Origin of the sequence: Thermatribacter velox (assembly GCF_038396615.1) — a bacterium.
Classification (GTDB): Bacteria; Atribacterota; Atribacteria; order Atribacterales; family Thermatribacteraceae; genus Thermatribacter; species Thermatribacter velox.
Genome location: NZ_CP121689.1, coordinates 694,634 through 708,310, shown reverse-complemented (window position 1 = coordinate 708,310; position 13,677 = coordinate 694,634). Strand labels below are relative to the sequence as shown.

The following is a 13,677-nucleotide window of genomic DNA, read 5'->3' as shown; positions in this document are numbered from 1 at the left end:
CTCAGTCACTCCCTATCAAAGTATCCAGAACAGCCATCCTTACAGCAAGACCACAGGTAACCTGTTCTTGAATAAGAGAGAACGGTGCTTCAACAAGTTCAGAAGCAATTTCCACTCCTCGGTTGACTGGACCGGGATGCATAAGCACAAAACTCTTTCTCACCAATTGCATGACTTTGCTATCGAAACCGTAAAAAATCGAATACTCTTTGAGACTTGGGAAATAACCTGCTTCCTGCCGTTCACGCTGGATGCGTAAAAGATATACAATATCCACGTCTTGAACTGCTCGTTCCACAGGGAAAACGATTTCGGCTCCCACTTCTTCAATGCTCCGAGGAACCAATGTAATAGGACCTGATACCACCACCGAATTGCCCAATTTAACAAGACCTACACACAGAGAACGAGCAACCCTGCTATGTGTTATATCTCCCACAATAGCTACTCTGAGGCCAGAAACTTTTCCAAATTGTCTTTTGATGGTCAACAAATCAAGAAGCGCTTGGGTAGGATGTTCTCTAATTCCATCTCCAGCATTTACAATGTGAAAGGGTAAAAAACCGGCAAAATAAAGTGGTAAACCACTTTCCCGATGGCGAACTACCAGAATGTCCACTTTCATCTGAGAAAGCGTCAATACCGTGTCTCTCAGGTTCTCACCTTTTTGAACACTGCTGAGCGAAGTGGAAAAATTTATAACCTCCATTCCTAAAAGTTTTGCAGCTATCTCAAAAGAGACCCGGGTTCTGGTGCTCGGCTCGAAAAAAAGATTGACCAAAAAATAACCCTTAAGATTGGCCAAACGCTTGGGAGACTTTTCCAAAAAATTTCTGAAATCATTTGCTTTCTCCAGGAGATAAAATATTTCCTCTTTTGAAAGATCACTAATTCCTAAAAGGTGTCTGTGGGCCCATTTCAAGTCATTCACCCCCAAAACTATAAAAAAAGTCCATTTTCCCTCGCCTCAGGAAAATGGACTTTCGAATAAATCCGTATGTAAAAAAATCTACCACCCTTTAACCCCTCAGGTAAAATAACCATAAAAAGCTCTGGATGTCAATGGCAAATCAAAAAGTGGATTTTCACCGGAAAATGTGCTGCAACAGCAACCCTTACCAGAACCAAGCCAACAAAAACGAAAGACACCAACAAACTTATTGACGCAACAAAATTGCTGATATACTATTTTAAGGGAGCAAAGTTTAAGGAGGGTTTTGATGAATTTGCTTTTCCCAAAGTTTTCGCTGCGTTCTTTACCAATAGGTGGCTTCACGCCAAAATCCCCAAGGGTGAACCCAAATGCACTCTCATCCAAACTATCCAAGTAGCCCCAAAACCATAAATATAGAAAGGGAGGTGAAAAAGGGGAATATTTTATCCTCTGTTTAATAGTATTCATAAAAACCAAAAAGGAGGGAGCTAAACCGTGAAACGAGTGTGGAGAAACGGATTGCCAGTTGTTATAGTGGTGTTGTTTCTGTTTGTAACCTTCTGGGCATTCGCCCAGGAAGGTAAGCCTGCAGAAGGTATGTACTTCAGGTTTGTCACCCATGGTGGGGATGACCCATTCTGGGCAGTAGTGCAGAAAGGAGCTGCTGACGCAGCAAAAGAGTTGGGTTGTAAAGTTGATTTTGACCTCTGTGGCGGAGATTTGGCCTTACAGCAAAAAAGATTTCAGGAAGCAGTTGCCCTGAAACCAGACGGTATCGCCCTGGTTATCAACGACGATACTGCCTGGGATAAACCTGTAGAAGAAGCACTGGCCCAGGGCATCCCTGTAATTGGCATCAACAATGATGACTCTGAAGGAGCCAGAGGGAACAAAAGGCTCTGTTATATAGGACAAAGCGAAAAGGCGGCTGCTTACCGCTTGGCAGTAAAGCTCTTTGAAGAAGCAAAGGCAAAAGGTATAGACCTTTCCAAAGCGCACGTGGCAATGGCAGCCGAAGTGCCGGGAGCTAATTACGCTAAAATCCGCGCAAGCGGAGTTCTGGAAGCCATGAAAGAGTACGGTATCACCTCTTACGAAATCATAGATGCTGGGGGATTGGAAATGACCACCGTAGAATCAAGAGAAACATCCTACCTCCTGGCACACCCTGAAACCACTTTCCTTATTGGATTGGGCGGCATTTGTACAGACCGCTTAACTGCCTCCTTAAAAGCAGCGGGCCTTGAACCTGGCGAGATAATTGCTGGAGGCTTTGATACCACACCAGACACCCTGAACGGGATTCGTGAAGGTTACATAACTGCCACCATAGACCAGCAGCAGTACCTGCAGGGGTATTTTGGAGTGTATGTACTGTACCTCTACAACAAATACGGTTTCACTCCCAACATCGATACCGGAGGTTATCTGGTAGATTCTCCCGAAAAAATATCCTTGATTGAAAAACTTTCGCCACTTCATATTCGGTAAAAAAACACAGGGGGGTGGTTTGGGAACCACCCCCCAAAAGAGGCACAGGACATGAAAATGACAGCTAACTTATTCAGACAGAAAGCGTTAAATACCTTTTTGGTTCTCGCAGGATTAATTATTATTTTTGCCCTCTTCAGTCCAAGGCACGTCTTCCTTCACCCACGGAACATCGCTGCTTTAGGAAAGCTTTTTCCTGATTTAGGAATTGTGGCTCTGGGTGTAGGCATGTTGATGATTTGCGGAGAGTTTGACCTCTCCATAGGATCGGTACTCCCCTTTTGCGCTTACATTTTTGCCAGGTCTCTATACGCAGGTTTCACTCCGTTTGTAGGTTTTGTTTTTGCCGTACTCACTGGTGCTGCCATGGGATGGCTCAATGGTTTCATTACGGTTAAAACCCGCATGCCCTCTTTCATAACTACTCTGGGAACCCTGATGTTCTGGCGAGGGGTACTTTATGTATGGTCAAAAATGATGCCTCTGGGAATCCGCCAATACGTACCGCCAGAATCATCATTTGGGAAAATACTCACAGCAAGTCTTCCCGGACGCTTGCCAGTACAGTCACTGTGGTTTTCTCTTTTTGCCGTTGTTCTGGGCATCATTCTCCACTATCATCGCTTTGGCAACTGGGTCTATGCTACTGGCGACAACAAGGATGCAGCAAGAGCTATGGGTATTAACACAGACATGGTTAAAGTAATTTGTTTTATCATTGTGGGGATTTTGTGCGGATTTTCCGCTTGTATGCAATCAGTGCGCATCGGTTCATTTGCAGCCACCCAGGGCATTGGTTTTGAACTGCGTGCCATCACTGCCTGTGTGGTAGGTGGTACCTCATTGCGAGGCGGCATAGGGAGCATGCCTGGAATTATTCTTGGCTCGCTGGCCATACCGATAATTGACAACGGACTGGTCTTGCTTCGCGTCCCGGTATTTGGTATCACCGCCTTCATTGGAATGGCGACTATCCTTTTTGTGTTACTCAACTCTTACATAGAGAGAAAAATGCGTTAATTTATGGAAAGAGGTCCTCAAAGATGGAAAAACGCGATGATATTCTGGTCAGAATGGTCAACATCCATAAGTGGTTTGGAAGAGTTTACGCATTGCGTGGAGTCGACTTTGAAGTACGCAGAGGAGAAACCGTGGGCTTGATTGGCGATAATGGAGCAGGAAAGTCAACACTTATTAAAATCCTCTCTGGATATCATCAGGCCGATCAGGGGGAAATCTATTTCGAGGGTCAAAAAGTCCGCATTCGCTCTCCTAAAGATGCTCGAATTCTGGGTATCGAAACTGTCTACCAGGAACAGGCTCTGGCTCCCAACCTGAGCATCTCCCGAAACATATTCATGGGTAGAGAACCGGTTAGAAAGCTTGGAATCATCGACAAAAAAGTTATGGACAAAGAAAGTATGCAAGCTCTGGCTAATCTGGGCTTAAAACTTCGTTCTCCCGACTTACCCGTTATAACCCTCTCAGGTGGTGAACGTCAGGGAGTGGCCATTGCCAGAGCACTACATTTTAAGGCCAAACTTGTAATTCTTGACGAACCCACCGTAGCGCTATCGGTTAAAGAAGTGGGAGAGGTGCTCGAATTTATACGTCGCCTTCAAAAAGAAAAGGTCTCGGTAATTTTCATAACCCATAATATTTACCACGCCTTCGATATTGCTGAACGTTTCGTAGTAATGGCGAGAGGCAGAAAAATGGCCGATGTAAGAAAAGAAGAAACCTCAATACAGGATCTTTCTGACCTGGTTCTAAAGAGCGCGTTTGTGACGGATTAGAAAGGAGTATCACCTAAAATGAGCAGAGAGAGTCAGACCAGAACATGGCAGAGACTTCTCTTATCTCGCTCCAGCGGAGTGTTGAGTGCTTTAATCCTGGTGCTTATTATTTTTTCTTTTTTCTCCCCAGAACACCGCTTCGTAGACCCTGATAATTTGAAAGTTTTACTCTCCCTGGGAGCTGAATTCAGCATTATTGCGCTGGGCGTGGGAATGTTAATGGTTTGTGGAGAGTTTGACCTCTCCATAGGGTCGGTGTTGGTTTTTTGCTCCTTCATATTTTTGAAGCTTTTCGAATTACAATGGAATCCTTTCGCTATAACAGCAGTAACCATCGCAGTAGGAGGACTTCTGGGCCTTATAAATGGCCTAATAACTGTTCGTGGTCAAATTCCCTCTTTTGTCACCACCCTGGGAACCATGATGTTTTGGAGAGGCTTGACCATCCTCCTTTCGGGAGGCGAACAGGTAGCCTGTGATGTGTCCACCATGGAAACGCCTGCAGCAAACTACTTTCTATCCGTCTTTACGGGGAAGATAAACAACTTTATGCCAGCTCAGTTCCTGTGGTTTTCTCTCTTTGCCGTTGTTCTGGGTATTATTCTCCATTACCATCGCTTTGGCAACTGGGTCTATGCCACTGGTGACAACAAAGATGCAGCAAGAGCTATGGGTATTAACACCGACATGGTTAAAGTAATTTGTTTTATCATTGTGGGGATTTTATGCGGATTTGTTGCCTGTGCCCAGATAGGTCGCCTGGCCTGTTTTACTTCCCGAACCGGGGATGGCTGGGAACTAAAAGCAGTGGCAGCCTGTGTGATAGGCGGCACTTCTCTGCGAGGCGGCATAGGGAGTATGACTGGCATCTTTCTGGGTGCAGTGATAATCTCGGTAATCGAAAACGGTCTGGTAGTCCTGCGAATTCCTTATTTCTGGACTTACGTGGTTTTTGGACTGGTAATCCTGTTCTCAGTTCTATCCAGTATGTACATCGAAAAAAAACTCATGGAAATCCATCAATAAAAGGAGTGATTGTAAAAATTACGCTGCTTACGCCGGTTCTCCACCACCGGTTTCCCGCCTACGTTTGTCTGAACAAAGGTTAATCAGTTAAAACCCGGTCAGAAATCTAAAATATTCAAGGAGGCAATAACACAGTGAGCCATTTTTTAGGAATCGATTTAGGCACCCAAAGCGTAAAAGTTATCGCTTACAACGAAAAGGGTGAACTCAAGGCTCTGAGTACACGTGAGTACCCCATTATCAGTAAACAACCTGGTTTTGCAGAACAGGAACCAGAAACCTGGTGGGAAAAAACAACTGAGGCAATCAGAGAAGTTCTGCTGCATTTGCCCTCCCGGGAAATAAAGGGTATTGGGTTTTCAGGGCAAATGCATGGAGCTGTTTTTCTGGACGAAAACCTCAAACCGATTTATCCAGCAATAATCTGGGCAGACCAAAGGAGTAAAAAACAAGTCGCTCTTATCCGTGAAACTCTGAAAAAGGATTTAGCTGAAATCTCTGGAAGCACGATAGCAACTGGATTTATGGCTGCATCGGTACTCTGGCTTAAAGAAAACCTGCCTCAAATTTACGATAAAATACGATGGATCATTCTGCCCAAAGACTACTTGAAAGTCAAAATGGGACTGCCCCCTTCCACTGATGTAGCTGATGCTTCGGCTACTCTCCTTTTCAACATAAAAAGGAGAAAATGGTCAGAAAAAATACTCGATGTCCTGGATATCAATCCCGACCTGCTTCCTCCCGTATACAATTCTTCAGAAGTTATTGGAGAAATGGCCCACACTGTTAAAGAAAACCTGGGGCTCAAAGGAGAAGGCATTCTGGTTGCAGGTGCAGGAGATCAACACTGTGCAGCACTGGGAAACGGCATAATCCATGAAAGGGAAACATTGCTTACCATTGGAACTGGTGGGCAGATTTTTACTCCCCTTACACGCCCTCGTATCGACCCAAAACTGCGAATCCATACTTTTTGCCATGCTGTACCAGGATACTGGCATCTTTTAGGAGCCACCCTTTGTGCTGGCCTCTCTTTAAGCTGGTTTAAAAAATCTCTGCTTGATTCTCCTTCTTTTTCCTTTGACTTTAAAGAAATGGATGAAGAAGCAAGAAAAATTCCACCAGGATGCAATGAACTGCTCTTCCTACCTTATTTATTAGGAGAAAGAACACCCTACATGGACCCCTCTGCTCGAGGAGCATTTGTTAATCTCCACCTCACTCACCAGAGAGCTCACTTCACAAGGGCCATTATGGAGGGAGTAGCGCTAAGCCTCAAAAATGCCTGGGAAGTTTTTGAAGAACTGGGGGTAGAAAGCGAGCGTTTTGTATTTTCGGGCGGCGGTTCGAAAAGCTCTCTATGGAGAAAAATACTTGCTTCGGTATTCCGAGAACCCTTATTCACAACCACTACCCGTGAAGAAGCAGCAACCGGTGCCTGCATACTGGCAATGGTGGGCACCGGTTGCTTTTCAAACTTTGAAGAAGCAGTCAATGCAATGATTACATATCACACTCCGACCCTTCCAGAACCAGAATGGTCGGAAAAATACGGCTTGCTTTTTGAAAAATTCAAAAGACTTTATGACTCTCTAAAAGAACACTTTCCCAAAGAATCAGGATAGGTTTTTCAAAAGACCAATGCGGTACTTCTCGGCATCCAGTTCCCTTATGGAGCGGCATTCTCTCTCAGTAAGGATACGAGGCGAACCCACAATACTGGCTATGAAATAAACCCGAGCTGCTTCTTCAACTACGACACTTCGATAAAAGGCCTCTTTAAGGGTACTCCCCACGGTTAAAAGACCGTGGTTAACCATGCAAACCGCTGAAGAAGAAGATAATGCTCCAAGTACTGCTTCAGCAAGCTCCTGAGTGCAGGGAGTACAATAATCTATCATCGCCACCTTTCCCACATAGGCAACAAAATCAGGGAACATGGGGGGAATCGTTTTGCCTGCAGAAACAACCCCTATTGTATAGGTAGGATGAGTGTGGACCACCGCTCCAACGTCTTTTCTCTCGCGATAGCAAAACCAGTGCATCAGGATTTCCGACGAGGGCTTGCCTCCTCCAACAACTTCACCATTATCAAGGTTGACTTTAACAAAATCCTCTGGCTTCAACTCATCAAAAGCAAGACCACTCGGTGAAATCAGCATAAAATTGCCAAAACGAGCACTGATATTACCACCTGAAGCAACCACAAGGCCCAGGTCTACCAGCTTATTACCATAAAAAACCAGATCTTCTCGCAATTTATCTTCCTGCAACTCAAACACTCCTTCTTTTAGGCTAAGTCCATTATAGCTCATCTTATTTTTTCTGGGCATTCCTGTATTCTCGCGATATTCTCTCAATCTCAGAAAACTGCTGTTCGCTGATAGTAATGTGAAATACCTGGGCAATAACCTGCGTCCAGCCGTGAATAAAATAAATCCAGCCGTCCTCAACGTGGAGGTTCTTTGCATCCTTTTGCCGTAAAGCCTGATGCATAAAAAGAAGATCTCCACGATAGTTCAGTTCCCACACCAAACTATGGGGTGGAAACTGAGCGGCATCAGTCAAGGGGGAACCAGGACGGTCTTTGCCAAGTCCGGTAGCATTGACGATCAGGGAGTAAGGTTTTACCCGAGCAAGTATTTGGTCGTTAATGGAGGGTTCTGGAGAATGGATGTATTCAGCATTGATATCCGGGTTTATTTTCTGCATTATTTCTTGCATTGCATAAAGACGAGGTGTACTGCGATTAGAAACGTAGAGTTTAGAAGGCATGTTGTCTTTCTTCTGGGGATCAAAAAGATAGGCTGCTATCGCCCGGGCACTGCCTCCTGCTCCCATAATGAAAACCTCTCCACCATGTTCCCTCCAGAAACCAGGTGGAATAAAAGCCTCCATAGCCAAACCACTCGAAATAGGGTCCTTGGCATGTCCTTCCAGTTTCCCTTGATTTTTAGAGATGGACGATAATTCGCCAAAGAGCTGAGCATAGGGGTCAAGATAATCAAAAAGGTCTTTAGCGGCCTCGTAAAGATCTATCTTATGAGTGGTAACCAAAGCGCCAAGTGATAAGGGGTCTTCTTTGATAAACTGGACCACTTCTCGATAAACTCCTTTCGGCGCATGAATTTCAATATCGATGCCCTTCAACACCGCATCTTTAATATCCAGAATTTTAGCCCATAAAGGAAAGAGCTTCATAATTGAAGATTGAGACGTGGTTACTCCTATGAAGTACATAGTTGGTCGAGTAGCCTTTTCGGGAAGAGTGATCAATCAAAACACCCCCTGAACTCAAGCCTTTTTCCAGTTAGGATTATTTTCTACAACCACTTCTCCATTTCTTTCCAGAACCACCTTTGGAAAACCGGTTTTGTCAATGGTAGCATAGTCGTGTCCGGCATCAGCGAAAAATATGCAGTAAAAAATAAGAGGTTCACCACCCACGTTGACTGAGCGATGTGACCAGGAAGGAGGAATATAAGAAGCAGACCCTGGAAACATTTCCAAAACTTCACATTCCTCTCCATCAGGAGATGCCATAATAAGCCGACCCTGACCCTTTAGTGTGAAGTATATTTCAGCAGTTTCCAGTTTTTCATGCAAATGCCCCTTGGTAAAGAAGAATTCATTACCAACCTTGCCTGGATAAATTATGGTGGTGCAATGAGCAAGGTGTCCCGGCTCTTCTGGCACTTCTGCATAGATGACCTCGTACACTAAAGGATTTTCCTTAGCGAGCACCGCTTTAACCTTCTCTTTATCCAGAAAAAAATGTTGAATGTCACTCAGGTAACGTGTTATCTTTTTTCCAGGAGTCAGGTTTCCAGTCTCAAAGTCAACTACGACGTTAAAAGGTCTGAAAAGCTTCATAAATGAATCAACTCCTTTTCTATCGATTTAGGGTACTATAACCACTTTTAAGGCTCCTTGTGTTTCCATCAAAGAAAGACCTTGCTCGATATCTTCAAGCGGCAAAACATGGGTCACCAGGTAAGAAAGGTCGAGCTGCCCCTCCAGAAGAAGGTCCAGAGCAATCCTGAAATAAAAGTTGTTAGAGCGAGTGGTACCAGTAACCACCAGCTCTTTATAATGAATCAAATTAGTAGCAATGGGCACTTCTCTGACCTGGGGAGGCAAGCCTCCGAAAAAGTTGATGCGACCAAACAGCGAGGCTACTTCTATGGCCTCCATCTGAGCCCGAGGTGCTGGAGCAGCGACAACTACAACATCAGGACTATCTACTTTTCCCTTTACCCCTTCCTCAGCAAGAATACCCACCGCACCATGCTCCTCGGCAATTTTGAGTCTCTCCTCACTCAAATCTACCATCCATACTTTCTTGGCCCCACTTAATTTGCTTAACTCAAGGAACATCAAACCTATAGCTCCAGCCCCGTAAATCAAAACCTTATCTCGAAAACTTACTCGAAGCGGCAAAAATCCATGTACCACGCAGGCCAGAGCTTCCACAAAAGAGAGTTTGACCGGGTCAGCCCCTTCGGGAAGCGGAAAAACGTTACCCTGCCTCACCGCATTTTCTGGAACCAAAAGATACTCAGCAAACCCTCCATCAAAAGTTATTCCCAGAGCTTTGCTTTCCGGACAGTGGTGAGTAAGTCCCTGCGCACACATAACACATTTTCCACATCCAAAATTAGGAGCCACCGCAACCAGCATACCCTCTTTAAGACCAACAACGCCTTCACCCAGCTCAACAACTTCACCTACCACTTCATGTCCCAGAATGCGCTTTTCATCCTGGGCAATCACGCTGTGCCCACGACGCGCAATGCGTAAATCAGTACCACACAAAGCCGCAGCTTTGACCTTTACCAGAACCTCGCCTTTCGCAGGACGAGGGCTCTCAACTTCGTTTACTTCAACGTGAGGGGGATAAGAAAAAACAGCCGCTTTCAAGGCAACTCCGCTCCTTTGCTTTCAAATGAAAAATTCCTTAAACTTCTCAAAAACACCGTTCATGGTTTCCAAGGTTTCCAGGTAGTAAGGCAAATACTTTTTATAAATTCTGTGTAATTTTTCATCTGGATGAAACACGTTGACTACCCTAACTGAAGCCTTTGCCTTTGCAGGTAAATCTGCAAAAACGCCCACCCCAAAGGCCGCACACAGCGCAGCCCCCCATATAGCGAACTCTCCTCTATCCAGTGTAAGATAAGGAATACCCAGAATGCTGGCTTTGATTCTGTTCCAGAAAGCCGATTTAGCACCTCCACCTATCACTCTGACTTCATTAAAAACCAAATCGGGAATGAGTTCCCGAATAACCTTGAGGTAAAAAGCATACTCAAAAGCAATACCTTCCAAAATCGCTCTGAAAAGGTGTTCCCTTTTATGCTCCCAGCTGAAACCTGCAAAAACTCCCCTCAAATAAGGCTGGGTAGGACAATTACGACCCCGCAAATGAGGTATGAAAACGACCCCCGAGGGATGGGTAGCGACCTTTTCCACCTTTTCAGTAATCAGAGAAAAGGCATTGTCATGCCTGGAAAACTCGCGGAAAAGCTCCTCCCTGGCCCATTCAAGGTCCATACCGCCACCATTTATGTAAGCCATTGGATAGTAATATCCATCCAGCACTGAACGAGGAAAAAGGAGTGTCTTGTAACGAACATCCGGGAAATAGCCATCTACAAAAAGACTGAAGCAAGAAGCAGTACCCGCTACGTCAAAGGCTGTACCAACTTCAACGACTCCAGCACCCAGGCTGTTGGCAGCCTGGTCGCCACAACCGGCAACAACAGGAACCCCTGAAGGTAAACCCATTTGCTGAGCCCATTCTTTTTGAAGCTTACCAACCACATCCCAAGGATTAACAATACGGGGCATCTTCGCTTTCTCAACCTCGAAAATTCCCAATAATTCATCATCCCAGACCTTCTTCTCAAGGTCACAGAAACAAGAAAAGTGGAGGTAAGTGTAATCCATAAAGGTTTCTTCACCAGACAAGCCACAGAGCTTCTGGGCGACCCAGCAAGCGGGAACGGTAAACTTGCAAATCTTTTTATATACTTCCGGTTGTTCGTATTTCCACCAGAGAATCTTGGGTCCATGATTAATGCTGGGGCTCATGCCAGAGCGTTTAATAATCAACTCTTCGGCCTCTTCCTTCATTTTCTGTGCATAAGGAGCGGCACGAAAGTCCAGCCAGGAATCATAAGGAGTAACCGCCTCACCATCCTTCCCTACCCCCATGATGCCAGCCATTTGACCGTCAAGAGCAAGAGCTGCTACGTCTTCAGGTTTAACTCCGCTTTTTGCTACAACCTCTCTTACTGTATCCAACACAGACTGAAGCATCTCTTCTGACTTCTGAATAACACTTCCATTTTCGCCATAAATAATATTGGAGGGAACTCGAGCCACCGCAAGAAGTTTGCCTTCTTCATCAAAAATACCCGTTTTGGTTGCTGTGGTTCCCAGATCAACTCCTATAAAAAAGGGCATGCTTACCACTCCCCAGAAAAGTTAATCGGCCTGCCTTCCTCAAGCGAAAGGTGTGCTGTTTCCACCACCTTGACTACTCTCCAGCCGTCAAGCGCAGAAGGAGAAGGCTCTTTATCCTCTAAAATACAGCGAATAAACGCCTTCATCTCTTCAAGGTAACCATCTTTGAAACGAAGTGACCAGCTCGAGTGATTATCACATACGGCTTTCTTATCAAGGTTATAAAGAACCGGTCCTCTGCCTTCAGTGGTTCCAATGCGGATCATACCTTCAGTACCCAAAATTTCCATTCGGGCATCATAGGCATAACCCACCGGACATCCCCCGTCAATAATCCCTAAAGGACCTTCCTCAAAAACCATGGTTACTGCATAATGGTCGTAGAAATCAGGAAAGTTTTTCCTTGCCTCAGGAAGTTTAAAATTATTGGCCTCCATAAAAATTCGTTGAGGTTTTTTGCCAGCAAACCACAAAACAGCGTCTACATCGTGAGAAGAAACCTCGGCAAGCATACCACCACTTTTGGAACGGTCAAAAATCCAGGCTGGCGGCAAACCAGGACCCCGACCAGTGGATTTAATCATAACCAGTTCTCCAATAAGACCATCACGTACCATCTCAAAAGCCTGGCGGATTTCTGGATCATAACGGCGCATAAAACCTATCTGGAATTTAATACCTGCATTCTCAACTATCTCCCTTATTTTCGACGCTTCATCGAGATTCTGTGCAAGCGGCTTTTCACAAAAAACGTGTTTTTTCAAAGCAGCAGCCTTTTCAATAATCTCGCGGTGGGTGAAAGTCAAAGAGCCAATGCACACTGCATCAACCTCTTCCTGCTCAAGCGCTTCTTCAACATTTTTATAGAAAGAAGGGACACCCAGCTCCTGCGCTCTCTCCTTCGCTCTTTCCAAGTCAACATCTACCACCGCTTTAAGTTCCGCCTCAGGAATGTAATACCTGAGGTTGCGAGCATGTACCATCCCCGCTCTTCCAGCTCCGACCAGAATAAAACGAACCTTTTCCACTGCAGAATCCTCCCTTTAAGTAAGCTATTTGACCACCATTACTTTATTGCTAACCAGGGCAAAGACCTAAGATGAGCTCTATCTTCTAAACCAAGCGCAAGTAAATAATAAGAAAAGCCAGGTCTTTACCTGAAAACTCTTACCCTAACTCTTCCCTTATCGCCACGGAAACGAGAAATAAAAAAGTCCATGGGTTTTTCCTTTTCGCTATAGGTAACGTTTTCCATAAGGAACATGGGAGCTCCAACGTCTATTTGCAAAAGGCGTGCATCAAGCTCATCTGCAAGAGTGGGTTCAAGAGCTATTTCAGCCCATTTAGGCACCAGGTTATATTTTTCGGCAAGAAGTTGATAAAGAGAGCGGTCGGTGAGGTCCTCTTCGAGCAAACTTGGGCAAAGTGCGTAGGGAATGTGATTGCGAACCCAGACTACAGGCTCTCCTTCAATAGAGCGAAGCCTCTCAATATAGATAAAATCTTCGCCTTCCTTGATTTGCAAAAGCTGAGCCAATTTTTTCGAGGCTTTGCGTACCTCTTTTTTAAGAACCTGAGTTTTGAGAACATAACCTTTCTCTTCCATTTCCTCGTAAAAGGTGGTGAAGTGTTGTATGAAACTATAGTCAATTTTGGGACGGGCAACAAAGGTGCCTCTTCCTTTTTCCCGGGTCAGATATCCTTCATACACCAGTTCTTTTAAGGCCTGCCTCACCGTAGGACGACTAATGCCGTACTTTTCTGAAAGTTCTCGTTCCGAGGGCAGAAGATCTCCCGGTGCAAGCACTCCTTCTTCAATTTGCTGTCTTATATACTCCTTTAGCTGATAATAAAGTGGAATGGGAACTTTTCGATTTAAATCCATCTCTTTTTTGTCCATGAATACCATCACCTGACATTCTGTTATATTTACCACTTTCAGGTTATCCTACAACAAGA

The 13,677-nt window shown here is 44.9% G+C and carries 13 protein-coding genes; 5 read left to right on the top strand and 8 right to left on the bottom strand.

Features of this window, described 5'->3' with window-relative positions; all coding sequences use genetic code 11:
* Position 1: 1 nt before the first annotated feature.
* Entirely contained in the window at positions 2-931 is a 930-nt protein-coding gene (locus QBE54_RS03520) for an aspartate carbamoyltransferase catalytic subunit (RefSeq protein ID WP_369018971.1), read from the bottom strand.
* 498 nt (positions 932-1,429) lie between these two features.
* Between QBE54_RS03520 and QBE54_RS03515 the strand changes: the two genes are divergently transcribed.
* The 5 genes from QBE54_RS03515 (at position 1,430) to xylB (ending at position 6,875) form a co-directional block, all read left to right on the top strand.
* Positions 1,430-2,425, top strand: coding sequence for a substrate-binding domain-containing protein (locus tag QBE54_RS03515; protein ID WP_369018970.1), 996 nt, complete (start codon positions 1,430-1,432; stop codon positions 2,423-2,425).
* Between the two features lie 51 nt (positions 2,426-2,476).
* Positions 2,477-3,445 carry an ABC transporter permease gene (locus tag QBE54_RS03510; protein ID WP_369018969.1) on the top strand — a complete coding sequence of 323 codons (969 nt, stop codon included), beginning with the start codon at positions 2,477-2,479 and terminating at the stop codon, positions 3,443-3,445.
* A 23-nt stretch (positions 3,446-3,468) separates the two neighbouring features.
* A complete protein-coding gene (locus QBE54_RS03505; protein ID WP_369018968.1) occupies positions 3,469-4,221 on the top strand; it encodes an ATP-binding cassette domain-containing protein in 753 nt (250 codons plus the stop codon).
* Between the two features lie 18 nt (positions 4,222-4,239).
* Positions 4,240-5,247, top strand: a complete 1,008-nt coding sequence (locus QBE54_RS03500) for an ABC transporter permease (RefSeq protein ID WP_369018967.1) — start codon at positions 4,240-4,242, stop codon at positions 5,245-5,247.
* A 134-nt stretch (positions 5,248-5,381) separates the two neighbouring features.
* Positions 5,382-6,875: a xylulokinase gene (gene xylB, locus QBE54_RS03495; protein ID WP_369018966.1), complete on the top strand. Its 1,494-nt coding sequence runs from the start codon at positions 5,382-5,384 to the stop codon at positions 6,873-6,875.
* Here xylB and QBE54_RS03490 read toward each other — a convergent pair.
* From QBE54_RS03490 to QBE54_RS03460, 7 genes are all read right to left on the bottom strand, one after another.
* A complete protein-coding gene (locus QBE54_RS03490) occupies positions 6,867-7,583 on the bottom strand; it encodes a class II aldolase/adducin family protein (RefSeq protein WP_369018965.1) in 717 nt (238 codons plus the stop codon). The genes xylB and QBE54_RS03490 overlap by 9 nt on opposite strands.
* A complete protein-coding gene (locus QBE54_RS03485) occupies positions 7,567-8,523 on the bottom strand; it encodes a shikimate dehydrogenase (protein ID WP_369019385.1) in 957 nt (318 codons plus the stop codon). Before QBE54_RS03485 ends, QBE54_RS03490 begins: the two co-directional genes overlap by 17 nt.
* 21 nt (positions 8,524-8,544) lie before the next feature.
* A complete protein-coding gene (locus tag QBE54_RS03480; RefSeq protein WP_369018964.1) occupies positions 8,545-9,123 on the bottom strand; it encodes a glucose-6-phosphate isomerase family protein in 579 nt (192 codons plus the stop codon).
* 27 nt (positions 9,124-9,150) lie between these two features.
* Positions 9,151-10,170: an alcohol dehydrogenase catalytic domain-containing protein gene (locus QBE54_RS03475; RefSeq protein WP_369018963.1), complete on the bottom strand. Its 1,020-nt coding sequence runs from the start codon at positions 10,168-10,170 to the stop codon at positions 9,151-9,153.
* Positions 10,171-10,191: 21 nt separating this feature from the next.
* Positions 10,192-11,718 carry an FGGY-family carbohydrate kinase gene (locus QBE54_RS03470; protein ID WP_369018962.1) on the bottom strand — a complete coding sequence of 509 codons (1,527 nt, stop codon included), beginning with the start codon at positions 11,716-11,718 and terminating at the stop codon, positions 10,192-10,194.
* A 2-nt stretch (positions 11,719-11,720) separates the two neighbouring features.
* The gene (locus QBE54_RS03465) at positions 11,721-12,746 is read right to left on the bottom strand and encodes a Gfo/Idh/MocA family oxidoreductase (RefSeq protein ID WP_369018961.1); all 1,026 of its coding nucleotides are present in this window, start codon (positions 12,744-12,746) and stop codon (positions 11,721-11,723) included.
* A gap of 125 nt (positions 12,747-12,871) precedes the next feature.
* Positions 12,872-13,618 (bottom strand): GntR family transcriptional regulator, encoded by a 747-nt coding sequence (locus QBE54_RS03460; protein ID WP_369018960.1) that lies wholly within the window; start codon positions 13,616-13,618, stop codon positions 12,872-12,874.
* Positions 13,619-13,677 lie beyond the last annotated feature (59 nt).